The organism is Streptococcus halitosis (assembly GCF_027691175.1).
Taxonomy (GTDB): domain Bacteria; phylum Bacillota; class Bacilli; order Lactobacillales; family Streptococcaceae; genus Streptococcus; species Streptococcus halitosis_A.
Genome location: NZ_JAQFBD010000001.1, coordinates 885,063 through 910,594, shown reverse-complemented (window position 1 = coordinate 910,594; position 25,532 = coordinate 885,063). Strand labels below are relative to the sequence as shown.

At 39.3% G+C, this 25,532-nt stretch carries 23 protein-coding genes; 4 read left to right on the top strand and 19 right to left on the bottom strand.

Annotation, left to right across the window (positions count from 1 at the left end):
- Positions 1-4 precede the first annotated feature (4 nt).
- The 5 genes from PG086_RS04450 to PG086_RS04430 all read right to left on the bottom strand — a co-directional run bounded on the left by PG086_RS04450 (position 5) and on the right by PG086_RS04430 (position 7,404).
- Complete coding sequence (locus tag PG086_RS04450) at positions 5-922, bottom strand: metal ABC transporter solute-binding protein, Zn/Mn family (RefSeq protein WP_270747922.1); 918 nt, start codon at positions 920-922, stop codon at positions 5-7.
- Positions 923-1,117: 195 nt separating this feature from the next.
- Entirely contained in the window at positions 1,118-3,655 is a 2,538-nt protein-coding gene (locus tag PG086_RS04445) for a pneumococcal-type histidine triad protein (RefSeq protein ID WP_270747921.1), read from the bottom strand.
- A gap of 258 nt (positions 3,656-3,913) precedes the next feature.
- Positions 3,914-5,647: a phosphoenolpyruvate--protein phosphotransferase gene (gene ptsP / locus PG086_RS04440; RefSeq protein WP_025171716.1), complete on the bottom strand. Its 1,734-nt coding sequence runs from the start codon at positions 5,645-5,647 to the stop codon at positions 3,914-3,916.
- Between the two features lie 5 nt (positions 5,648-5,652).
- On the bottom strand, positions 5,653-5,916 hold the full coding sequence (locus tag PG086_RS04435) for a phosphocarrier protein HPr (RefSeq protein WP_000146948.1): 264 nt from the start codon (positions 5,914-5,916) through the stop codon (positions 5,653-5,655).
- 267 nt (positions 5,917-6,183) lie between these two features.
- Entirely contained in the window at positions 6,184-7,404 is a 1,221-nt protein-coding gene (locus tag PG086_RS04430) for an alpha/beta hydrolase family protein (RefSeq protein ID WP_009730105.1), read from the bottom strand.
- A 651-nt stretch (positions 7,405-8,055) separates the two neighbouring features.
- Here PG086_RS04430 and nrdH point away from each other — a divergent pair.
- The 4 genes from nrdH to PG086_RS04410 all read left to right on the top strand — a co-directional run bounded on the left by nrdH (position 8,056) and on the right by PG086_RS04410 (position 12,586).
- Positions 8,056-8,274 carry a glutaredoxin-like protein NrdH gene (gene nrdH / locus PG086_RS04425; RefSeq protein ID WP_153193770.1) on the top strand — a complete coding sequence of 73 codons (219 nt, stop codon included), beginning with the start codon at positions 8,056-8,058 and terminating at the stop codon, positions 8,272-8,274.
- 85 nt (positions 8,275-8,359) lie between these two features.
- Entirely contained in the window at positions 8,360-10,519 is a 2,160-nt protein-coding gene (gene nrdE / locus PG086_RS04420) for a class 1b ribonucleoside-diphosphate reductase subunit alpha (RefSeq protein ID WP_270747920.1), read from the top strand.
- A gap of 195 nt (positions 10,520-10,714) precedes the next feature.
- On the top strand, positions 10,715-11,677 hold the full coding sequence (nrdF, locus tag PG086_RS04415; RefSeq protein ID WP_000451378.1) for a class 1b ribonucleoside-diphosphate reductase subunit beta: 963 nt from the start codon (positions 10,715-10,717) through the stop codon (positions 11,675-11,677).
- 141 nt (positions 11,678-11,818) lie between these two features.
- Positions 11,819-12,586: a DeoR/GlpR family DNA-binding transcription regulator gene (locus PG086_RS04410; protein ID WP_270747917.1), complete on the top strand. Its 768-nt coding sequence runs from the start codon at positions 11,819-11,821 to the stop codon at positions 12,584-12,586.
- A gap of 39 nt (positions 12,587-12,625) precedes the next feature.
- Here the strand turns inward: PG086_RS04410 and lacG are convergent, their stop codons facing one another.
- From lacG to PG086_RS04340, 14 genes are all read right to left on the bottom strand, one after another.
- Positions 12,626-14,032, bottom strand: coding sequence for a 6-phospho-beta-galactosidase (gene lacG / locus PG086_RS04405; RefSeq protein ID WP_270747916.1), 1,407 nt, complete (start codon positions 14,030-14,032; stop codon positions 12,626-12,628).
- Positions 14,033-14,116: 84 nt separating this feature from the next.
- A complete protein-coding gene (locus tag PG086_RS04400; protein WP_270747915.1) occupies positions 14,117-15,811 on the bottom strand; it encodes a lactose-specific PTS transporter subunit EIIC in 1,695 nt (564 codons plus the stop codon).
- A complete protein-coding gene (locus PG086_RS04395) occupies positions 15,811-16,128 on the bottom strand; it encodes a PTS lactose/cellobiose transporter subunit IIA (RefSeq protein WP_001078324.1) in 318 nt (105 codons plus the stop codon). Before PG086_RS04395 ends, PG086_RS04400 begins: the two co-directional genes overlap by 1 nt.
- A 35-nt stretch (positions 16,129-16,163) precedes the next feature.
- Positions 16,164-17,000, bottom strand: coding sequence for a transcription antiterminator (locus PG086_RS04390; RefSeq protein ID WP_270747913.1), 837 nt, complete (start codon positions 16,998-17,000; stop codon positions 16,164-16,166).
- A 237-nt stretch (positions 17,001-17,237) separates the two neighbouring features.
- Complete coding sequence (gene lacD, locus PG086_RS04385; RefSeq protein ID WP_270747912.1) at positions 17,238-18,218, bottom strand: tagatose-bisphosphate aldolase; 981 nt, start codon at positions 18,216-18,218, stop codon at positions 17,238-17,240.
- Position 18,219: 1 nt separating this feature from the next.
- The gene (locus PG086_RS04380; RefSeq protein WP_270747911.1) at positions 18,220-19,149 is read right to left on the bottom strand and encodes a tagatose-6-phosphate kinase; all 930 of its coding nucleotides are present in this window, start codon (positions 19,147-19,149) and stop codon (positions 18,220-18,222) included.
- Between the two features lie 10 nt (positions 19,150-19,159).
- On the bottom strand, positions 19,160-19,675 hold the full coding sequence (gene lacB, locus PG086_RS04375) for a galactose-6-phosphate isomerase subunit LacB (protein WP_270747909.1): 516 nt from the start codon (positions 19,673-19,675) through the stop codon (positions 19,160-19,162).
- Positions 19,676-19,705: 30 nt separating this feature from the next.
- Positions 19,706-20,131: a galactose-6-phosphate isomerase subunit LacA gene (gene lacA / locus PG086_RS04370; RefSeq protein ID WP_270747908.1), complete on the bottom strand. Its 426-nt coding sequence runs from the start codon at positions 20,129-20,131 to the stop codon at positions 19,706-19,708.
- A 281-nt stretch (positions 20,132-20,412) separates the two neighbouring features.
- Positions 20,413-21,309: an aldose 1-epimerase family protein gene (locus PG086_RS04365; protein WP_270747907.1), complete on the bottom strand. Its 897-nt coding sequence runs from the start codon at positions 21,307-21,309 to the stop codon at positions 20,413-20,415.
- Between the two features lie 102 nt (positions 21,310-21,411).
- A complete protein-coding gene (locus tag PG086_RS04360; RefSeq protein ID WP_000382525.1) occupies positions 21,412-22,887 on the bottom strand; it encodes a PTS galactitol transporter subunit IIC in 1,476 nt (491 codons plus the stop codon).
- Between the two features lie 55 nt (positions 22,888-22,942).
- Complete coding sequence (locus PG086_RS04355; protein WP_000590551.1) at positions 22,943-23,248, bottom strand: PTS sugar transporter subunit IIB; 306 nt, start codon at positions 23,246-23,248, stop codon at positions 22,943-22,945.
- Positions 23,249-23,285: 37 nt separating this feature from the next.
- Positions 23,286-23,762: a PTS sugar transporter subunit IIA gene (locus PG086_RS04350; protein WP_000521983.1), complete on the bottom strand. Its 477-nt coding sequence runs from the start codon at positions 23,760-23,762 to the stop codon at positions 23,286-23,288.
- Between the two features lie 190 nt (positions 23,763-23,952).
- A complete protein-coding gene (locus PG086_RS04345) occupies positions 23,953-24,642 on the bottom strand; it encodes a sugar phosphate nucleotidyltransferase (protein WP_084851962.1) in 690 nt (229 codons plus the stop codon).
- 11 nt (positions 24,643-24,653) lie between these two features.
- Entirely contained in the window at positions 24,654-25,532 is an 879-nt protein-coding gene (locus PG086_RS04340; protein WP_070535240.1) for a DMT family transporter, read from the bottom strand.

Genomic DNA, 25,532 nt, shown 5'->3' with positions numbered 1-25,532 from the left:
CTCCTCATTTTAATTCTTCTGCAAGAACATTTATATTTTCTTCTAGGTTTTCTAAGTAAGTTTTGTCATTCTCAGGATCTGCTTCCAAAGGATTGAGTGTCTTTAGGTTAACTCCTGTTGATTTGACCAAGGTTTCAGCAACTTTAGAAGAAGCATTGCTCTCAGTAAAGATGGTTTTGACATTATAAGTTTTGACAAATTCTTGGATTTCTGTCAACTGTCTCGGACTTGGCTCTTGTTCAGGGGAAATCCCTGCAATACCAAGTTGTTTCAATCCAAAACGTTTAGCGAGATAAGAAAAAGCTGTGTGTTGTGTAACAAAAGTCTTTTGGCTCGCTTTTTCAAAAATAGGCTGGTACTTCTTAGTCAATTCTTGTGCTTTAGCGATAAAGTTTTTAGCATTCTTTTGATACTTTTCCTTATTAGCACTATCAATCTCCGAAAGTTTGTCAGCGATAATCTGAGCTTCTTCACCTGCTTTTTCTGGATCTAACCAAGTGTGAGGGTCGTAGAGTGTTTTTTCATCGATGCCGTCACCAGCTTCTACATCTTCTAAGCCCGGTACACGCTCCAACGTCATTCCTTCAGAAGCTTCTAAAACCTTAACTTTTGAGTTTTTCAAGTTTGGATCCAAACTTCCCGCCCAAGATTCGAGCGTATGAGAATGGTAGACAAAGACATCGGCGTCATAAATGGCAGCAATGTCATTTGCTGACGGTTCAAAGGAGTGAATCCCACTACTTGACTGAATCATCCGTACGTCATTCAAGTCACCTGATACCTCTTTGACCATGGCATAGATTGGGTAAAAACTTGTTACAATCTTCATTCCTTTTGCTTCTTGTTTTTCTTTTTGACTACATGCTCCTAAGACAAGAACCAAGAGACCTACCACTAATAATAGAAATGTTCTTTTTTTCATCGTTACTCCTTAACTAGTATTTAACCATTCAATTAACTAGTAAATAGTTTATCTTTATTTACACTATATGTCAAGATATTTTACATATTTTCATGAAAAAAATGAGAACTAGAACTTACATTCTGTTCTCATTTTCGATTTTAACTTTTCTAGTTCTCCTATCCTGTTTTTAGGATCTAGAAAATGCTACTACCTTTACTTGCTATCCTTTAATAAAGCCAACAACTTTTCAGCTTCAGCCATAATGGTATTGTTATCCTGAGCACCAAATAGCAGGTTATTTTTTAAGCCAGTGAGAGTTTCTTTGGCATTGGACTTGATAATGGGGTCTTGGATCTTTGCAAGTAGCTCTTCAGCCTCTCTCAACTTCGCTTCAACCTTTTCAGTCTCGACCTGAGGTTCTTCTGGTTCCTCTGGTGATTCTTCCTCCGGCTTCTCAGTTGGTTTTGGAGATTCTGGTTTCTCACTTTGAGGCTTCTCTTCGCGAGGTTTTTCTTCCTCAGGTTTGTCTGTCCGAGGTTTCTCCTCTAATGGTTTTTCCGTTTGATTGGTATCAGCTTGACCGTTTTGGTTTCTTTGAACATGGTCACTTGCATTTCCCCAACCACTATCTGAATGCGGACGTTCGTTTGGATGTTCGACATAGTACTTGACAGTCGCAAAGAGATCTTCTAGACTATAACCCTTAGGTGCCTCATAAAGTCCTTCGTCAAACCACTCAAATTTGATGTTATGGTAATGGTCATAATGAGGTATGATTAAACTACCGTTTTTGACTTCCACAGTATGTTGGAGATTATAAGGCATACGATCAAGGGGCACCTTCTTAGCTGCTTTCACGCGGTTGTAGATAGCTTCTGCTCCTTTAGCTTCAGTATTTCCTGGATTCTGATGGTCTGTTGAAGGAGGAGTCAAACCTTTCTCTTTAGCATAAACCTGGGCTGCCGCTCTTTCGGCTTCAGACAAACTATCTTTCTTAATCCAATGACTATGGGTCATATGCGGAGTTACATATGCATCCCCCTCATCACTGGTGATATCATGAGGATCAAAGATATAGCCATCTTCTGTTGTATACTTGCCTGCCAACTTGGCTACCTGAATCTCATCATCAGTGTAGGTAATTTGCGCATTTGGTTTTCCTAGACGTTCTGGATGACGAATCGGTGCTAGGAAGGCCAGGATATCATCCACCAACTTGATTTTATCACTTGAGGTATCATTGAGACGTTCCAACAGTTTATCTAATGCATCAAAATCAGCTTGGCGCCCTTTATTATCAAGTAAGTCTTGATGAATTTTTGCTAGTAAATCATAAGCCTTATTGTAAAATCCTCGATCACTAGACGAGAGGTTTGTTTTCTTAACTCCTAGCTTATGAGCTAAACTTTCTTGCTTGGCTAGTTTACCATCAATGGCTGCTGCTGTTTCTGCTGAAAGTTCCTTGGCAGGAATATAACGTGAGATTCCATTCTCCTCAAATACATAGCCATCAGCTACTTTTCGAATTGCCTGTTTGACCAATTTTTCGTCAATTGGATTGCTTGGAGATGGTTGAGGATTTGGTACAGGTTGCGGGCTTGGACTAGGTTCCGGAGTCGGTTGTGGACTTGGTTGTTCTGGTCTTGAATCCGGCACCCTATGGTTCGAACTGTACTGTAGAGGAATAATACGAGCGATTCGTTCTTCCAATTCAGACATCTGTGAATAAGGGATGAAATGGTAATGGTTCCCATGAGGCACAGCAACTCCTCTAGCTGTTCGACTTGTAATCTGTGCTGGGTCGAAGACAAGGCCATCAGATTCTACGTGTCGTTGGCTGAGTGGCAAGGCGTAAAGTTGTTTCAGAAGGCTATCAATATCCTCATCACTCTGACTTGCTTGGTTATCGTCGCTACTGTTGTTAGCTGTGTTCGTGTTCGTATAGCTGTTGCTTTGATTATTATAGGATGGAGTCCATCTATCTACATCGCTGCTAGCACTGTTGTTATTGCTACGGCGATAAGTAGGCGTATTCGATTGACCACTTCTACCAGATAGAAAGGCTTCTGCTGCAGCCAATTCGCTGGCTGATAACTCACTTTTAGGAATGTAATGATAATGGTCGCCATGAGGAACGATGTAAGCATCACCAGTATCTTCAATGATATCAGAGGCATTAAAGATGTAGCCATCATCCGTGGTGTAGCGTCCTTGTGAACGTGCCAAGGCTACCGCACCATCATTTGCTGAAGTTCCTCCTTCACGATGCTGACTATGCTCTTGTTTTTGTCGATTGATTTCTTCTTTTGTACGGACATTATCCGCATGGGCTGCATCCTTAAGGTAAACATAGTATTTTCCATCTACCTTGATAACATAACCGCCCTTGATTTCACTGACAATATCCTCGTCCTTGAGCTGGTAGTTTGGATCCTTCATCAGCAACTCTTCACTGATGATGGCATCATAAGGAACCTTGCCATTGTAATAATGATAGTGGTCACCATGTGAAGTGACATAGCCCTGGTCTGTTATCTTGATGACGATTTGTTCAGCATTGATACCTTCTTTTTTACTAACCTCATCAGAAGTTAGATTCTCCGTTTTTTGCGCTGCTTGTTTTCCATCAACGTAAGACACACGGTTATTTTCTTTGACCGTTCTAGCTTGATACAGTCCCAACTCATAAGAACAAACACTTAAAATTAAAGCTGCCGCAGAACCAGCTAGATATTTTTTATTAATTTTCATCGAAACTCTCTTTCTTTTTGATATTTCTAGTTGCAATTCATTTCTAAATTGCAGAAACTCCTCTCTAAAAGTTAACTGGTTAATAGTTTACTCCTAAATTTGGAACTTGTCAAGAATTTTATGAACCAGTTAACGATTTTTTTGTTTTCTACACTATCTTCTATCTGAACAGTCTGATTTGAGAATCCTATATTGAAAATCAATCACCAAATTTTTAAAACAAAAAATCCCTGCAACTGAGTTGCAAGGACCTTTCAATTAATCAAAGTCAACGTATTCTTTTTGAAGTTCAAGAACTTCTTCCATTGTTGAGCATTCTGTAAGGGCACGGTTTGCGTACTCTTCCATCTTAGCTGTATCCAATTTCTTCATCAAGCTACGTGTACGAAGGACAGATGTTGCTGACATAGAGAACTCATCCAAGCCCATTCCGACAAGAAGTGGAACAGCCTTTTGGTCACCAGCCATCTCACCACACATACCTGCCCATTTACCTTCAGCGTGAGCTGCTTTGATAACATTGTTAATCAAACGAAGTATTGATGGGTTGTATGGTTGGTAAAGGTATGAAACTTGCTCATTCATACGGTCTGCTGCCATTGTGTATTGGATCAAGTCGTTTGTACCAATTGAGAAGAAGTCAACTTCTTTAGCAAATTGGTCTGCAAGCATAGCCGCTGCAGGAATCTCGATCATGATACCAACTTGGATATTATCCGCAACTGCAACACCTTCAGCAAGAAGGTTTGCTTTTTCTTCGTCAAAGACTGCCTTCGCTGCACGGAATTCTTTCAAGAGCGCAACCATTGGGAACATGATACGCAATTGACCGTGAACAGACGCACGAAGAAGGGCACGGATTTGTGTGCGGAACATAGCATCTCCAGTTTCAGAAATAGAGATACGAAGGGCACGGAATCCAAGGAATGGGTTCATTTCGTGAGGCATATCGAAGTAAGGAAGTTCCTTATCTCCACCGATATCCATTGTACGAACGACAACAGGTTTACCGTTCATTCCTTCAAGTACAGCCTTGTAAGCTTCATACTGCTCGTCTTCTGTTGGGAAGTCTTGAGAATCCATGTACAAGAACTCTGTACGGTAAAGACCGACAGCTTCGGCACCGTTGGCATTGACACCTTCAACGTCTTTTGGAGTACCGATATTAGCAGCCAATTCAAAGTGTTTACCATCAGCAGTCACTGTTTGAGCATCTTTCAAAAGTGCCCATTCAGCTTTTTGCTTCGCATAAGCTTCACCAGCAGCCTTGAATTCTGCTGCTTGCTCATCAGTTGGGTTGATAATCACTTCACCAGTAATACCGTTAACAGCAAGAATATCACCATCTTTAACAATTTCAGTGATGTTGTTTGTACCCAATACTGCCGCGATTTCAAGTGTACGCGCCATGATAGCTGAGTGGCTTGTACGTCCACCGATGTTGGTTACAAAAGCTTTTACAAAGTTTTTGTCCAATTGAGCTGTATCTGAAGGAGTCAAGTCATGCGCAATCACGATCACTTCTTCATTGATAGAAGCTGGGTTTGGCAATTTCTTACCAAGGAGATTTGCCAATACACGTTTTGTCACGTCACGGATATCCGCTGCACGTTCTTGCATGTATGGATTGTCTTCCATACCTTCAAAGATAGTGATAAACATGTCTGTCACTTCTTTCAGACCTGCTTCTGCATTCACTTTCTTCGCACGGATTGTTTCCTTGATTTGGCTGATCATTTCTGGGTCAGCAAGAACCATTAAGTGAGCGTCAAAAACTTGAGCTGCTTCTTCACCGAGCGTACCTACTGCTTTCTCACGAATAACAGAAAGCTCGTCTTGTGATGCTTTTAGAGCGGCATCAAGGCGAGCTTCTTCTGCGTTTGTATCTTCGACTGTAATAGTCTCAAATGACAAATCCGGTTGAACGAGTAGATATGCTTTTGCAACTGCAACACCGTCAGATGCTGCGATTCCTTTAAGCATTTCTGTCATTTTCCTTATGCCAATCCTTCTTTTTCCATAGTTTCAGTGATAGCAGCGATTGCGTCGTCAGCATCTGCACCTTCAGCTGAAATTGTAACGTCAGCACCTTGGCCAACACCAAGACTCATAACACCCATGATAGATTTAAGGTTTACTGATTTACCTTTGTATTCAAGAGTGATATCTGAAGCAAATTTGCTAGCTGTTTGAACCAACAATGTTGCTGGACGTGCGTGAATACCTGTTTCTGCCACTACGTGGAAATCTTTAGAAGCCATAGTTTGACTCTCCTTTAGTTATTTCTTTTTTGGATTATATGTGATAACCCTTACAAGACTGTATTATATCACCTTCTAGATAATTTTTCAAGTATTTTATGGACTTTTACTGAAAATGAACTTGCTTCTTTTTCTATCATACAGGTACTATGGGAAATTTGGGCACAAATTATTAATAGTATAGAATTATCTAGTTAGCCACTTAACGTAAAATAATCTTTTGATGTCTCACATTAAAATAGATATACCTAAGTAGTGTAAGCGTGGCTAAAAATTCAATCTATTCCATTCAAATAAAGTGTCCAACCAATCAAAAACTATATTATGGGCGAGTCTTAAATTATTGACTTGACAATGAGCATCTGCACCGCTTTCGGAGTCAAAAACCTGAAGTTTAGTTTGCGGATTTTTAGATTTAAGCGCTTCATAAATTACCTTAGTTTGTCGTTGCAGCTCAGTACCTTCTCCCTTTCCCATTATAAACAGGCAAGGACATTGAATTTTTTGATAATCTACAATCTTTGCGTGGTTAAATACATCATCAATAGCACTCTTAAAATCAGAAGTACCAAACTGCCATGCATACTTTTTAAGATTCAAATTTGCTGATTCATTCAAATTTCCAGCTAATTTTAAAATGGCATTTATTAACCAACTAGGTGCTTTCAAACTTGATCCAAATTCTTTTCTGAAAAGTTCTGCAACGTCGTAAATAGGGGTACTAGCAATCCAAGCATGAATTCTTGGATCCTTTTCAACAGCTTGTGCGGTAAAATATCCCCCTCCGCTGACACCATAAATGGCTAAATAATTTAGTTTAGGATTTCTATTTTCCAACCAGTCTATGCATAATGAAATTGGAATAGAGGCATCCACATCAAAGACCAGCCCTCTACTAGGATTGCTCCCTTGACCGGGAAGGTCAACCATTAAAACATTATAATTTCGTATCCATCCAGGATATCCTGCAAAGTAAAATAAATCTTCGCGATAAGTATCACCTCCACCAATCATGATTAGCGTTGGGCAATTATCGCCGCTATGAAGATAATAACCAGGCAAGTAAGAACCCTGATAGGTAATAGTTAATTTTTCAATCGGTGCACCTAGTGAATGAATTGCACTAGAAAACACCTTCTCCATTTGACGAACGGTCGGTAAATACTCTTCAGAAAATGGATCGGTAAATTGGATTGCCGAGCGAAGTGAGTAGGTCTGTGCAAGATAATACTGCGCCTTTGTTTGTTCACTCAACCCTGAATTACTTGCTTCTTGTTCAAGGTAGTTTACATGCGATAAAAATACATTTTTCCAGTCATCAGGCTTTGGTGAGTTCCCCAATCTTTGAGCAAGATAATAAAGCTCTCCATGAGAGAAACCAAAAATTTCACCGATTCCTAACAACCAATTGAAGAAAAAATCCGTATCACCATTCTTAAAAAATATTTGAGTCGATTGCCGTTTTAAAATAACATCATTTTCTTTCACCACGCGCCTCCTAATTCTGTATTCTTTCATTCATTTAATCTAATTATAATCTGATAACATTCTCTATCAAACAAAAGTATCCAGATATCCATTTTTTAATCTTATAATCACAGATAGTGTATCACATAAAATGAACTTTTTCAAACATTGTATTTATATACTCCTTATGAAAGGATACGAAACTCATAAGTATCCTATATAAAATTAACCAATGATCCATTTTTATGAATACATCATAATCTGTCATTTCCACTTTGGTTATATTTTAGATATTCTAATACAAATATTGGGACATCTTGTGTAGAAAATTTCTTTTTTCGTAAATATTACAGTTTCTATTTTGTTAAAGTATTATCTCAGCTATACTTATTACTGTTCTTACGATTTTTGCTATTTTCTTCGTTTTCCTTTCTGATAACTTGCTGAAAATCTTCTATTTATATTGCCAATATACAGTATGTAGTTTTTTTATTTTGAGAAAGTTTGACAATTCAACGGAAGTCAAAATTTATGTTTCAAAAAACACTATATCTTGTGTTTTGATTTCAAAACTGTAACTTTTTAGCACAAGATTTAGTTTAAAAAGTTTGACAAAGTTTTTTTTTCTGATATACTAAGAAAGTAATCTATTTTGAAAGAGGAGTTACGAAAATGGTAACCGTTTATTCTAAAAACAACTGTGTCCAATGTAAGATGACCAAGCGTTTCTTGGACAGCAACAATGTCGCTTATCATGAGATCAATCTTGACGAGCAACCTGAGTATATCGATCAAGTTAAAGAGCTCGGTTTCAGCGCTGCTCCTGTCATCCAAACACCAACTGAAGTCTTTTCAGGTTTCCAACCAGGAAAACTAAAACAGTTAGCATAATTTTAGTGCATCATCCAGAAGAAATTGCTTCTAGGGCTAACTTAGAGGCCTTTCTTTTGTAATCAGGTTAGATAAGGAAAATTTTATGGGATTAAAACATCTTGAAGACGTGACTTACTTCCGTCTCAATAACGAAATCAACCGTCCTGTTAATGGACAAATCATGCTTCATAAAGATAAGGAAGCCTTGGATGCTTTCTTTAAAGAAAATGTAGTTCCAAACACTATGGTTTTTGATTCAATTACTGATAAAATCAACTACCTTATTGAACATAACTACATCGAAACTGCATTTCTCAAGAAATACCGTCCAGAGTTTTTGGAAGAATTGCATCAATTTATCAAGGACCAAAACTTCCAATTCAAGTCGTTTATGGCAGCCTATAAGTTTTACAATCAATATGCCTTGAAGACTAATGATGGGGAATATTACCTTGAAAGCATGGAAGACCGTGTCTTCTTTAATGCACTTTATTTTGCTGACGGGGATGAAGCGATTGCGACTGATATTGCCAATGAAATCATCCACCAACGCTATCAACCAGCTACTCCTTCCTTCTTGAATGCTGGTCGTGCTCGTCGTGGAGAGTTGGTATCTTGTTTCTTGATTCAAGTAACTGATGACATGAACTCTATCGGACGTTCCATCAACTCAGCTCTCCAACTTTCACGTATCGGTGGTGGTGTGGGAATTTCCCTCAGCAACCTTCGTGAAGCTGGAGCTCCTATCAAGGGTTATGAAGGTGCAGCATCTGGTGTCGTACCAGTTATGAAGCTTTTTGAGGACAGCTTCTCTTACTCTAACCAACTCGGACAACGTCAAGGTGCTGGGGTCGTCTACCTCAATGTCTTTCACCCAGATATCATCGCTTTCCTTTCTACTAAGAAAGAAAATGCCGATGAAAAAGTTCGTGTGAAGACCCTTTCACTTGGTGTTGTGGTACCCGATAAATTCTACGAATTGGCTCGCAAAAATGAAGAAATGTATCTCTTTAGCCCATACTCTGTAGAGCTTGAATACGGGGTGCCGTTCAACTATATCGACATCACTGAGAAATACGATGAATTGGTCGCAAATCCAAACATCCGCAAGACAAAAATCAAGGCGCGTGATTTGGAAACTGAAATCTCTAAATTGCAACAAGAATCTGGTTACCCTTATGTAGTCAACATTGATACAGCTAACCGTGCAAATCCTATTGATGGTAAGATTATCATGAGTAACTTGTGTTCTGAGATTCTTCAAGTTCAAGAACCAAGTTTGATCAACGATGCTCAAGAATTCCTTCAAATGGGAACGGACGTTTCATGTAACCTTGGTTCAACCAACGTGGTCAACATGATGACTTCACCTGACTTCGGTCGTTCAATCCGCGCTATGGTTCGTGCCCTTACTTTCGTTACAGATAGTTCACACATCGTAGCTGTCCCTACTATCGACCACGGAAACAGTTTGGCTCACACCTTTGGTCTTGGTGCCATGGGACTTCATAGTTACCTTGCCCAACAACTGATTGAGTACGGATCACCTGAGTCAATTGAATTTACAAGCATCTACTTTATGCTTATGAACTACTGGACCTTGGTGGAATCAAACAATATAGCGCGCGAACGTGGTATCACCTTCCACAACTTTGAAAAATCAGACTATGCTAACGGAAGCTACTTCGACAAGTATGTGACAGGCGAGTTTGTTCCAAAATCAGACCGTGTTAAAGAACTCTTTAAAGATGTCTTTATTCCAAGCGCTGCTGATTGGGCTGAACTTCGCGAAAAGGTTCAAGCAGATGGTCTTTACCACCAAAACCGCCTTGCTGTAGCTCCAAATGGTTCGATCAGCTACATCAACGACGTTTCTGCTTCTATCCACCCGATTACACAACGCATTGAAGAACGCCAAGAGAAGAAAATTGGTAAAATCTACTACCCAGCTGCTGGTTTGTCAACAGAAACCATTCCATACTACACTTCTGCCTACGACATGGATATGCGTAAGGTAATCGATGTATACGCGGCTGCAACTGAACACGTGGACCAAGGACTTTCACTCACCCTCTTCATGCGTAGTGACATTCCAAAAGGTCTTTATGAATGGAAGAAAGAAAACAAACAAACGACACGTGACTTATCCATCCTTCGTAACTATGCCTTTAACAAGGGTATAAAGTCTATCTACTACGTCCGTACCTTTACAGACGACGGTGGAGAAGTTGGTGCGAACCAATGTGAAAGCTGTGTGATTTAATTTTTATCTGAGGCAACCACATTTTCTCAGATTACTGATTAAGTTACCCCCCCAGACAAAACTTGATAAGTATCTTAAATACTATGAAAAACCAAAAAGTCGGTCTTCCGACTTTTTGTGCGATACTCTTCTCAGACTATGATAAAATAGAGATGATTCGACAATCGCATTATTACATACAGAAAGAGATTTCAAATGGAAACTTACTACAAAGCCATTAACTGGAATGCCATCGAAGATGTCATCGACAAATCAACTTGGGAAAAGCTGACGGAGCAATTCTGGCTCGATACGCGTATCCCCTTGTCAAATGACCTAGACGACTGGAGAAAATTATCAAACAAAGAAAAAGACTTGGTAGGAAAAGTCTTTGGTGGGTTGACCCTTCTTGATACCATGCAATCTGAAACTGGTGTACAAGCTCTTCGCTCAGACATCCGTACACCGCATGAGGAAGCTGTTTTCAATAACATCCAATTTATGGAATCTGTCCACGCAAAATCCTATTCTTCTATCTTTTCTACCCTGAATACTAAGGCTGAAATTGAAGAAATCTTTGAATGGACCAATACTAATCCCTACCTACAAAGAAAAGCTGAAATTATCAATGAGATCTACCTCAATGGTAGTCCCCTTGAAAAGAAAGTTGCCAGCGTCTTCCTTGAAACCTTCCTATTCTACTCTGGTTTCTTTACACCACTTTACTATCTCGGTAATAACAAACTGGCCAATGTTGCCGAAATCATCAAACTGATCATCCGTGATGAGTCTGTTCATGGAACTTATATCGGTTACAAATTCCAACTTGGTTTCAACGAATTGCCTGAAGAAGAGCAAGAAAAACTCAAAGAATGGATGTACGACCTGCTCTATACCCTCTATGAGAACGAAGAAGGTTATACAGAAAGTCTTTATGACGGTGTTGGTTGGACTGAAGAAGTCAAAACCTTCCTTCGCTATAATGCCAATAAGGCTCTTATGAATCTTGGACAAGATCCACTCTTCCCAGATTCAGCAGATGATGTTAACCCAATCGTAATGAACGGAATCTCAACAGGAACATCCAACCACGACTTCTTCTCACAAGTCGGAAATGGTTACCTTCTTGGTGAAGTTGAGGCCATGCAAGACGAGGATTATAACTACGGTTTAGATTAAAAATAAGCTTTACTCCACACTTCTCACAGTTTGTTTAAACAGACTGTGAGATTTTTGTTTTTGTTTTATTTTGTTTTTTTCCATTTGATTGATTGAGCGTTTTATGGTAAGATAATAATAGTAGAAATCGAGGTGATAAGGATGCTAAAGCAAGAGAAACTAGATAATATTCTAGAAACGGTAAACACAAAAGGCACTATTACTGTAAAAGAAATTATGGAGAGTCTTGATGTGTCAGATATGACAGCTCGCCGCTACTTACAAGAATTGGCAGATAAGGATTTGCTGGTTCGTGTGCATGGTGGTGCTGAAAAACTTCGTACAGGTTCTCTCTTAAACAACGAACGCTCAAACGTCGAAAAACAAGGCTTGCAGATTGCTGAAAAACAAGAAATTAGCCGTTTTGCTGGTCATTTGATTGACGAAGGTGAAACCATTTTTATCGGACCAGGAACAACCTTAGAATGTTTTGCTCGTGAGCTCCCGATCGATAACATTCGTGTTGTAACAAACAGTCTTCCAGTTTTTCTCATCCTAAACGAACGAAAATTAACAGATTTGATCTTGATTGGCGGAAATTATCGCTCTATCACTGGTGCTTTTGTAGGGACACTTACCTTGCAGGATTTGACAAACCTTCAGTTTTCTAAGGCATTTGTTAGCTGTAATGGTATTAAGGATAAGGCAATTGCTACTTTCAGTGAAGAAGAGGGCGAGGTACAACGAATCGCCTTGAACAATGCCAATAAAAAATACTTACTGGCAGACCACAGCAAGTTTAATAAGTTTGATTTTTACACTTTCTACAATATCTCAGAGATTGATACTATCGTTTCAGATGCCAAACTGAGTCAGGAGACATTTGAAGATCTGTCGAAACAAACAACCATTCTTTTATCAAAACCATAAAAATTCCCCTGCCTTTTGGCGGGGAATTTTTGTTGAATTTTAATCAATAAGTTGTGTCCCAGCTAGTTTCTTGTACCAGTGAGCCGATTTCTTTGGATAGCGCTCCTGGGTTTCAAAATCAACATAGAAGAGGCCGTAACGCTTTTCGTAACCATTTGACCAAGAAAAGACATCCATCAGAGACCAGATAAAGTAGCCTTTGACATTGGCTCCATCAGAGATTGCATCTGCAATCACTTCCATATGTTTCTTAACATAATCAATCCGTCCATCATCGTAGACTGTCCCATCCACAAACTCATCTTTGTATCCGAGACCATTCTCTGTGATGTAGATTTTCTTGTAATTTGGGTAATCTTTCTTCACGCGCATGATTTGATCATACAAACCTTGAGGATAGATAATCCAGTCCCAGTCCGTACGTGGGACATAGTCAGGCGCCACTCGACGTCCAACTCCCTTAATCTGATACTTAGAGCTTCCTTTTTCACCCTTACCGTTATGAATGATTTCTGTTTCGCCATCAAAGGCTTGCATCCAATCACTCATGTAGTAGTTAATTCCAAGGAAGTCATTCAGGTCTTTTGCAGCTTCTAGCACAGCGAAGTCTTCTTCACGCAGATCTAAACTTCCACCATTGACTGCTAAGATATGGTTGACACCTTCCATTGTTTCTTCGGAGTATCGTCCTAGATAAGTCGCATCCAAAATAAATTTATTGTGAATGATATCTTCTAACTCGGCTGCACGAACATCTGCTGGATTATCTGGATCCAGAGGATACTTAGTAGGCAGTGCATGAACCACACCAATTTCACCCTTATATCCCTTATCCTTGAAAAGTTTTACTGAACGCGCATGCGACACCATCATATTGTGATGAGATTGGAAGACTTTGGCAAGGTCGTACTGAATACCTGGAGGGAATTTCCCAACCAAATACTGACCATCTCCTATCGGCCCAATTTCATTAAAGGTTGTCCAAAAGTTAACTTCAGGAAATTCTTCAAAACAGAAGGCCGCATAATCCACAAAGTGATCAATGTTTTCTCTATTCAGGAAATCTCCGTTTGAATGAAGTGCTTCTGGTGTATCAAAGTGATGGAGGGTCACGAAGGGCTCAACATGCCGTTTGTGGCACTCTGCAAATAGATTATGATAGAACTCAACCCCCTTGTCATTAACCTTCCCATAACCCGTTGGAAAGATACGTGACCAAGCGATTGAAATACGGATACCATTGACACCATATTCTTCTGCTAGTTTGAGGTCAACTGGGTATTTGTGATAGAAATCACTGGCTGGTTCAGCAGTGTACCAGTAGTTATCTTTGAGGTATTTGTCCCAGGCGACTGGCCCTTTACCATCAGTATGTGTAGCACCTTCTGCTTGGTAGGCCGCTGTTGCTCCGCCAAAAATAAAGTCTTTTGGAAGTGTTTTTGTCATTTGATTCACCTTTCAAGAAATAGAAATGAGATGGAGATATAGTTGGGAGGAGTTCCTCCATCTCACTTCTTCGCTATTTACATTTTATTCTTCGAACTGCGCTTGAACAAAGGCAAGAGCGCCTTTTCCATCGCGAGTCAATTTAATGTATTGGCCACCTTCTGTCTTAGCAAGTTTGATACCAAGTTTGTCGGTTTCGGCCTTCATGTCTTCAAAGTTTGAAGCAACTTGAGGAGCAAGGATAACCAGATCAAACTCAGGCAACATTTCACGGTGAGCACCATAGCCACCAGCTGCTGCTTTAACAGGAACTTTGTACTCTGCAGCTGCTTTGTTTAGAGCATTTGCAAGGAGACCACTTGTACCTCCTCCTGCACAGAGAACGAGAACATTTGTTTCTTCTGTGATTGTGTTTTGTGCTGCTTCTACACCTGCTTTTTCAAGAATAGCATCTGCTTTGGCAGTATTGAAGTTTGCTGCTACTTTTTCTTTCAATTCATCATTGACTTTACCTGAACGCTCTTCTTCAAGAATTTGTTCATCATAAACCTTGAGGAATGGATAGTAGATGGCTACGTCAATAAGGATTAACAAAGCAGCAAGTACAAATGACAAGAATTGGAAGTTTGTACCGAGAACAATACCGAGCGGACCTGGTGTTGTCCAAGGAAGGTTGGCTGTAAATGAGTTCATGCCAAGCGTCTCAATGAAGAATTTAAAGATCCATACGTTGGCAATTGGCGCAAAGATAAATGGAATAAAGAAAATTGGATTCAAGACAAGTGGTGCACCAAACAAGATTGGTTCATTTACACCAAAGAAAGTTGGAACTACTGAAGCACGTCCGATTGCACGGTTACGTTTTGATTTTGTTAACCACATGAACATGAATGGAACAACCAGTGTCGCACCAGTACCACCCATGGTAACGATAAACATTTGTGTACCAGAAGTAAGAATCTTGTCTGCATGCATCCCTTGTTGGAGAAGGTTCAAGTTGACTTCAGCATTTGCATAGGTAATCGCTGCGATTGCTGGTTCAACGATAGATGGACCATGGATACCAACAAACCAGAAGAAGGCAAAGGCACCAAAGATAATCGTAATACCTAGATAACCATCAGCAGCAGAGAATAATGGTGCAAAGAATTTACCGATTGATTCAGCTACGCTTGCACCCACAAAATGACGAGCTAGTAAATCAAGAGCATAAAGAGAAACCACTGATAGAGTGAATGGAATCACATCTTTAAAGACTTGTGAGATATTTGGTGGAACTTCGTCAGGCATACGAATAGTGACGTTGTTCTTAACACAAACCTTATAGATGGCCACAGTAACAAAGGCAGCAAGGAAGGCTGAAAGCAAACCTTTTGTCCCCAAGAATCCAGTAGCTAGGCCATTTTCGATAGGATCAGCTGCCAACATCAACAAACCAACAATTGCTGCCAACAATGTTGACATATAGTTGATTTGATTGGTTTTCTCCATGCTACGGTTTACTGAGTCGGTCAATGACTTAGCTGTTGTACCAGCTACCAAGAGAGCTAGAATCCCCATTGAATAGCTATAAGGTTTCATGAGGAGATTAACAACATCATCAGACCATTTAAAGCCCCATGAGTTTGGTACAAAAGCAATTAAGATAAAGATACTTGAGAAGAGAATAACAGGCATACCTGCAATGAAACCATCACGAATAGCACGAAGATAGATATTACGAGATAATTTCTCAAAGAAAGGTTTTCCTTTCTCAATAAATGCAATTAATTTATTCATTACTTAACTCCTCTCTTATAGAGTTCGATTAAATGGTGCATCAAATCTTTTAACAAGATAGTTGTCATCAAGTGGTCTTGGCCATGCATCATGGTTACACTATAAGCTAAGTCCTCACCTGAAGCTTCCTTAGTTAATAGACTTGTTTGCGCGTGGTGAGCCTCTGCAATGCAAGAACCAGCTTCCTCGACTAAGCTGTCTGCTTTCGCAAAATCGCCAGCCTCAGCAGCCTTCAAGGCTTCCAATAGTTTTGAACGAGCATCGCCAGCATAGGCTACGATTTCAAAACCTAACAATGTTACTTCTTCTCTATTCATGATAGAATTCTCCTTATGTATTTTTAATTAAATTTTTATGACAATAAACGTTGGATATGTAGAACTAGATAAACTCGTTCACTTTTATACAAATCAAGACCCGTATGTTGCGTAATCACATCATAAATCTTGGAGCCGACCTCAAATGCCTTTGGATAGGATTGTTTGATATGGTCTTCCATATCTAGAAGAGATTGATTATCATCTCTGGAACGGTCTAAATAATCCAAAAAATAGTTGAGATGAATCATAAAGCGATCATAGAAATGGTTATTCTCTTCGGTTCGTTGAATAGCGTAACTCTTCAGCACTTCTTCGACATTCCTGAGGATTTCTTTCCTCTTGTCTATCGACTCAACCACTTGAACTTCGTTCTCCCCTTCGGCATTGATGAAATGATAAGCGATCCGAATAATTTCATCCTCAGGGAAATGATCTGTCAACTTCTGACGATAAATTTCAAAGGCTTCCTTTGCGATTTGAAAAGCGACAGGATACTTGGCAGAAATATCTGGCAGATTGCTATCCTTGTACCTTCCTTGTGCTAGAGCTTGATAGGAACAGTAAATATGATCTGTCAAGGTTACGTAGAGATACTCTTGAATCGGATAATGATATTTCTTCGATAACTTATCAATGATTTCATAAGTCACTGTGATAAAATCAAGCGGAACATCTTTGAGGAGAGCCATAAAGTTTTCTCTTGACTCTTCGGTCTTCATCCGAAAGATTTTCTCAACCTGATGTTCAGCAATCAAATCCCCTTTCTTCTTTCCAAATGTAATCCCCTTACCAATCACAATCACTTCTTCTCCTTTATCATTTCTGACAAGCGAGACATTGTGATTCATTGGATTTAGAATTCGATACATGGCAACCTCCTTTTGTATCTTAAAGGTATATGAGTGTACAAAAAATGACCACAAATGAACTAGAAAATCCTTTGATTTCTAATCCACCTGTGATCATGCCTAATATTACTTAGTAACACTCACCTTGTATTAACTTGTGATTTAAGTATAACACAAGTAAGTTATTTTGTAAACCTTTACATGTAACTTTTTTTAAAAAATTTTTTAGATTCATGTTCCTAAACTAGGAGGAAGATTTTACACGCGTTCTTTCCATGAAGTCGCTGTTGTTTGAAGAACCTTGTTGAGTTCGTCAATGTTCTCAAATCCAGTTGTACGCAACCATTCACGAGCTGCTGCTTCACCATCTTTGATGTAGGCTTCAACTGAACCAGCCCAGGTTGCACGGCCGCAAAGAACTCCGTTGAAGTTTGCACCCGATTCGTGGGCAAAGACAAGGGTTTCTTGGAAAAGTTTAGCTGAAACACCTGCACTCAAGTAGATGTATGGCAAGTTCGTTGCTTCATCTTGTGCTTTAAAGAAGGTTGCTGCTTCTTCGCGGCTATGGACGATTTCACCATCGCCAAAACCTTCAACGTATTTGACATTAACTGGAACTTCCACTTTCAAGACATCGATGTTGAAGCGCGGGTCTGAGAAGACCTTCATGGCACCGATAACCTTGTGTGGTTTCACTTTTGCGTATTCTGCAGAACCTGCATCAGCGATTTTTTCATCGTAAGCCAAGATTTCAAGGAAGAAAGGAATGTCTTCTGCCACACACTCAGAACCGATACGTTCGATGTAGGCTTGTTTTTCTTGGTTGAGTTCGTCAGCGCTGTCTACGTCATAGTAAAGCAAGAACTTCACAGCGTCTGCACCTTGTTCTTTAATGCGTTTTGCAGACCAAACATCCAAGCAGTCTGGTAAGCGTTTAGTGCTTGTTGTGTCGTAGCCAGTTTTCTCATAAGCAAGGAGAAGACCAGCATTTGGATCAAGCGCTTTTGTAGCTGGAAGACCATACTCTGGGTCTAGAAGCATAGAGGATGCATATTTTGTCAATTCATCTGCAACCAAGACTTTGAGTTCTTCCATTTGAGCCACTGTTGGCTCTTCTGTTTGGTATTGAGCCATGAGGCGTTTCAAAGCACCACGTTGGTCAAAGGCAAGAGCTGAAATGATTCCATTTTCATCTGAAAGTTTTTCTAAGCGTGCACGTTTTTGTTCTGTTAAAGCCATTTTATACCTCTTTTACTGTTAATTGATCATATAGAGCTTGATAGTTAGCCATATTGACATGACCTGTCATCTTTTCTTGAGCATTGAGCATACCAAGGACATTGGCCTTGATAAGAAGTTCTTGATTAGTTTCCTTATGAAGAAGGCCAGATGAAATACCTGCAACAGTAGAATCTCCAGATCCGACAGGATTGACTACCTGAATTCTAGGAATATCTACCTTGTAGAAAGTATCACCATGTTTTGCAAAAGCACCATTTGCTCCAAGTGAAACGATTATCCACTCAATCCCTGCAAATAGAGGCTCTTGAAGAACTTCTTTTAATTCATTCAAATCCTCAGAAACTTCTTTCCCAAGAAGCTGAGACAATTCTTCGTTATTTGGTTTGATTACTGTTGGTTTGTGTGGTGATTCAAGGACCGCCTGAAGGGCAGTACCTGAGCAATCCAGAACAACTGGTTTCTCTGCTTTATTAGCAAGCTCCACCAATTTCGCATAATAATCAACTGGAAGGCCAGCTGGAAGACTACCAGAGATAGCAACTACTTCCACAGTGTCAAGAAGATTTTCGAAATGAGCCAAGAAATCTTGCCCTTCTTGCTCCAGAACTTCAGGCCCTTTCTCAAGAATTTCTGTTTGGTTGTCACCATGTAGAATAGCGATACAGTTACGAGTCTCTCCTTGAATCGAGAAGAAACGTTTCGTTACTTTATCGTCAATATGATCTACTAAAAACTCACCAAGTTTACCACCGACCAAACCAGTAGCAGCAACAGAATCACCAAATTCTGAAAGAACACGTGTAACATTGAGCCCTTTACCACCAGCTGTCTTGGTCACGTCCACCACACGGTTGACAGTATCAATTTTCAATTCATCCAAAGGATAAGAAATATCAATGGATGGATTCATTGTGACTGTTAAAATCATGCGTCACCTCTTAGTCGTGGTATTTACCGCGATCCCATTTTTCAAGGAATTCTGTAAAGAAGTTTGCATCTGCTTGATGAGCATTGTGAGTTTCAACGTGCTCAATTTTCGCAATCAATTTTTTGTTTTCTTCTGATGGTTTGTATTCAGCATTGATGAAAGCTTCAATGATATCGCACATAAGCAATTCACCAGTAATCTTACCACCAAATCCGATAACGTTGGCATTGAGTTCTTCTTTAGCATAAAGTGCTGTTGTCATATCACGAACCAAGGCAGAGCGTACACCTGGAACTTTGTTAACAGCGTTATTGATACCAACACCTGTACCACAGATACATACCCCAAGATCAGCTTGACCGCTTGTAACGGCTTCACCAACTTTTTTACCAAAGATTGGGTAGTGAGTACGTGTGTGGTCATAGGTACCAAAGTCGATGACTTCATATCCTTTTGATTTCAAAAATTCTGAAACCGCCATTTTTTCATCTGTTACGATGTGGTCACATCCAATTGCAATTCTCATTTTTAATTTACCTTTCTTACTGTAATCTAATTAGCACATTTTGTTCAACATATCAACCCGAATTTGGTGACGACCACCGTCGTATTTACCGTTAACAAAACCTTTAGCAATATTTTTAGCCAATTCATCACCAACAAGTTGTGCACCCATAGTGATCATACGTGAGTTGTTGTGTCCACGAGTCATATAGGCTGAACGTTCATCTGAAACTTCTGCAGCAACCATTCCTTTGATTTTAGTTGCCACCATGAATGGACCAGCACCATAAGCATCAATCACGATACCAAGATTTTGTTCATCTTTGTTTACTTCTGCAGCAACAGCAAGAGTCACATCAACAAAGTCTTGACCTTCAGCTGTAACATCCACAACGTGGAAGTTTTCTTTTTCCAAGAAGTCTTTCACAACTTCTTTCAATCTCAAACCTGCAGCATCTGCACCGATAACAATAGACATATTGTTTACTCCTTTTTATTTTTCTAGGCTAGTAAAGACTTTTATGACCTATAAAAGACTTTCTAGCAGTTTATTGACAAATTTGATTGAATGAGATGAATGACACCTTATTCAAGTTTAGGAAATCAAGTCCCTAAAAACAAACTCTCTCTTCGAAAGAGAATATAACAAGTGATTATTTGTTCGTTACAAACATCATTTGTTGTTTACAAACATAATATACTCCTATTTTCAGAAAAAGTCAACAGTAAATGTTTGTTTTTTGTGTTTTAATTTTTAGTCTAAAAGATTTCAATATCAAAGCCAATCTGATCGACTTGGCCTGGTTCCAAGAGCCGAACATTCTTCTTATCTTCTAGATGATCTCCTTCTTCAAGGGATGTTGACAAGCCAGACCATGGTTCAAACGCTATAAAAGGTCCCTTATTCAAAGTTGACCAAATGATGAGATTTGAGAACTCTTGGAAGTGTACTTTCAATCCCTTCTCATGTTTGCGAGAACGAAGCGCAATTGTTCTGGATTGCAACTCATCCAAAGTCACTGCATCAACACTAAACAGATCGTAACTGAGATCCACTTCCTTTTGCGAATCCAACCATGGACTTCTATCTTGAAAGTCCAACATACCAGTTTCTGGGAAAGGACGGGGAACAGAGCAAGTCTCTTCTTTCTCAAACTCTAAATAGTAATCTTCATAAGTTTCTCCATCTAGCAGAGGACAATTAAATCCTGGATGTCCTCCTATAAAGAATGGCATTACTTTATTAGTTTCTTTATTGAAAATCTTGTATTGAGTACGAACAGTCTTGCCAGTCACTAGATAAGTGATTTCAAGGCGGAAGTGATAAGGATAGTTTTGATAAGTATTCTCATCATCTTCGATAGCAAAGGTTACGCTGTTTTCTGTTTGATCAACTAAGTCAAATTCTTTTTTACGGACCAAACCATGACGAGGAATGTTTCCTTTCGTCTCCGTTCCATCTGCGTGACTGTAGAAGGCTGTATCTTCTCTTAAAGAGCCACAGATTGGGAAAAGTACTGGAGCTTGTCCACTCCAGTAAGTGGCATCTCCTTGCCACAGATACTCAATGCCTTCTCGATCCTTGATCGACGACAAGGCGCCACCTAAGGTTTTAAACTGGACCGTTAACTGGTCTGATTTGATTTCAATTACCATTATTTTCTCCGATTTCTTGATGGTTTATAAAAAACTAGGCTGTCACTCCCCATTAGGAAACTGACAACCTAGTTTTCACAATTTACATTTTATAGGAGCGAATTATTTAGCATTTGCTGCGTATTCTTCATTACGTTTAATCATTTGTTTTCTATACCAAGCAAAGATACCTACATAGAATACAAGGAAGACTACTGCGCCAAGGATTGCTTTAATATCACCTGTTGTGGCATTACCAATTGCCCAACCAAGAAGTTTTTCGATTGGTCCTTCAAGAGTTGAGTGAGTAATCAATTGAGTTTGACTCACACCTTCTGGGAAGGCACCCACACCTTTAGCAAGTTCAGTTGCAAATGGTGCAATAAGTGTACCTGAAAGAAGGAAGAGTGGCAACAAGAGAGTTCCAAAGATAATCATACGGAGCAATTTACCACGAGTAACTACCAAGAGAGCTGGAGTTACACCCATTGCGATGATACCTGCAAGTGGCAAGATACCATTTCCGACTTTAGAAAGAAGTACAGCTTCTACTAGCATGATTGGAGCAAGTACGTTGGCACAAGCCCAGATTTCAGCACGACCAGCGATGAAAGGCCAGTCAAGACCGATGTTGAATTTACGTCCTTGAAGACGTTTAGTAGCAACGTTTGTAATACCTTGTGAAAGTGGTTCTACGGCTGCGATGAACCAAGATCCGATAAGTGAAAAGAGCTCCAAGCTGACACCGGCAGTCAAACCAAGGCTCAACCAACCTTTAATAACAAGTTCCCAAGATGCTGCTTCTTCTACTCCAGCAACTGGATGTGGAGTTCCCATCAAACCGATAACGATACCAAGAATGAAACCGATGAAGAATTTAGATCCCCAGAAACCGATTTTTTTGTTCAATTTTGCAGCGTCAAAGTCGTATTTATCAAGACCAGGCAATACTTTATCAAAAATCTTATCCAAAACCATGATAACTGGGTTCATCATGTAGTTCATGTGAGTTGAAGTCATTGGAGATGAACTTGGTGCGTTAAGAAGGTCGTCGAATGTTGGTTTCATCAAGTCAGAGTTGATGATTTTCAAAATACCTACAAGGACAACTGCTGCAGTTGCGATGAAAAGTGAAACCCCTTGGCTAACTCCATTGTTGTCTGCGTACCATTTGATCAAAAGACCAGTGATTGACAAGTGCCAGATATCGAAGATATCAACGTCAAGTGTATCTGTTTTCTTCATTGCAAGCATCACAACGTTGACAATCAACATCACAAGCAAGAAGTAAAGTGTCCAAGCAGATCCCCAAGTGATGGTAGCAAGTGGTGCCCAACCAACGTCAGTGATGTTCAATTGAATACCAGTATTTTCAACGAATTTCGCAAGTGATGCTGAGAAAGCTCCATTGAGCATACCGATGATGGCACCGATACCAGTAAGGGCGATGGCAAGTTTGATACCACCTTCAAGCGCTTTGGAGAATTTCACTCCAAAAAGTAGGGCCAATACTGTCAAAATGATCAGCATGATGATAGGGCCACCCATAGCCAAGATAGGTTTGAAGATATCGTTGGCCAGATTGATAATGACATCCATAATAGTTCCTCCCGTTTTTCTAAGTTATATGAATGTTAACAAGATAAAGAATGAATTAGCTTAGTCCATGTTCTTTGATAGCTGCTTCAATATTGTCAAATACTGGAGCACTCATCGCTGGAATACGGAACAAGATTGGTCCAGCTTCAATTACTGGAATTCCTGGTTCAAAACCAAGGTCAGTTGCAGCGATTGGAGTAAAGATATCGTAGCCCTTGATAAGGTCTTCGTTTACATCTTTCACCATGACTGCATCACAGTGAACGTCATAACCACGATTTGAGAGTTCTTCTTCTAGAGCACTTTTAATTTGGTGACTTGAGTTAACACCTGCACCGCAGGCAGCAAGAATTTTAATCATTTGGATTTCCTCCGATTTTATATTTTAATAGACAAGATTAAGCTGTTGCTTCAGCAATATAAGCATAAAGTTTTTCTGGTTCAGAAATTTTTGATAAATCTTCTAGATGATCCTTCCCTGTAAAGAAATCCATCAACTGAGCCAGAATATTCGTTTGACTGGAACTTGAGTTGTTAATGATAAAGAAGAGCAGTGAAACTTCGACCTCTCTATCAGGAGCAATCATGTTGTGAAAAGTTACTGGTTTTTCTAATCGAACAACCACTACTTTCTCAGCTAGATTATGAACAATATCTGTATGAGGAATAGCCACATTTGGTAAATCTTTCCCCAAAAATTCCATATCTAAACCAGTTGGAAATGACTTCTCACGCGCGATCAAGGCTTCACGATAAGTTGGAGTAACGATTTCTCGTTCTTCCAATAAGGTTGCCACCTGATTAAAAAGTTGTTCTTGATTATCCGCTTCTAAGCAAAACACCAGGTTTTTGTCAAAGAAATGATCTAATCCCATAACCTTTTCCCTTCTTTCAATTATCTTTTATGGTATAAGTATAACACTATATGAAATCGTTGTCAATATTTTTTGTTTCATTTTGTTCATTTTTTTGTAATTTTTGTTTTGTTTCAAGAATATAATCAATATCAAACATTTCTGTTTTAAAATCTACAAAAAAAGAAGGCTCAAGCCTTCTTCTCTTTCCTTACTCAATAGTAGATAAAATCTCTTCTAACTTATGGTAATCTTTTACACTATCAATTTCATAAATGCTATTGTCTTCTAATTCTTCAACATACACATCTAATTCTTTGATATTATCCTTAACCATATTGTCCCAGTAGAGATCAACAAATTCACCACTCTCGTAAGCTTTGTCAATAAAGCCAACAATCTTCTCAGCAGTTGGAGCATCCCAGAATGAAACCCCACTCAAAATGCGACCAGCTTTGCTGTCAACAATAATGTCTTGGACCTTGTAGTCATCACCGTAAACCAAGAACCACTCGTTCGTACAGTCTTCACGATAAACGCTAAAATAGGTAGAACGTTTAAGATCGTTTCGAAACATATTTTTGAAAAGATAGTTATCTGCATCGATGACGTAGCTGTTAGCCAAATCTTCTTTTACTAGATAAAGTGAGTAAAAGTTATTGTAATCAGCATACTTGTCGTTAAAGACTAAACGGACACCATATTTTTCTTTTAGGTAGTCAAATTGTTCTTTGAGGTAACCGACAACGATGATAATCTCATCAATTCCTCTCTCTTTCAAAAACTCGATTTGGTATTCTACCAAAGGTTTTTGATTAACCTTAACCAAAGCTTTTGGGGTATTTTCAGTCATAGGGCGCAGACGAGTTCCTAATCCCGCTGCTAAAATAATCGCTTTCACATGAATCTCCTTTATTCTTTAATAATAATATAAACACCAGCCATAACAATAAGTGAAGTGATAATTGTCAGCATATCTAGCGGTGCACCTAAGAAAATAGCTGCAAATAAGACAGTCCAAACTACATAGCTCACATTCAAACCTGTCGCTTTCGCAGGTTGCAAACGATTAATAGCGATATAATAAGCTAAGTAGGAAATCATATCAAAGGCTGCAAAGACAATCAAAAGGACTAGTAACTGCCCATCTGCCACTTCTGCAAATGAGTGGTGAGAAAAGAGCACAATCACAAGATAGGACAGGAATGAGGTTACTTGTCGGATTAACAAGGCTTCAATTTCACTTAAATCACTTTCCATAGCATAGGAACTGAGAACACTTTCACTCCCCCAGGCAATGGCACAGATAAGGGCACAAAGAATCCCAATGTAAAACGAGTTTACTTGTTCAACCTTGTAAGTTTGAGCAATGATCGCTGCAATAATCAAGAAAACACCGAATACTGTATTCTTTGAAACCTTGTGTTTCAAAATGAAGAAGGCTAGTAAAACTGAAACTGCTGGGTAAATAGCTGATACAGATGAAGCTAGAGAACTACCGATATATTTAACCGCATAAAGATTGGCCTGCATACCTATTGGTCCTGCTAGTAAAGCTCCGATAATTACACTTACATTTCGAATATTTAAGAAAATCGAGAGACGAACTTTTCCTTCTTTTACCAAAAGAAAAGCTAACAAGATAAAGATACTCAAGAAATCATGAGCAGCAGCCACCACAAAGGGTGAAAGATTTGTAAAAATTGAAAAGATATAAGCACTAATCGTTAGACCTAATCCCCAGAAGATACCAGAGAGCAGACCAAAGGAAACACCATTTTTATTCTTCAT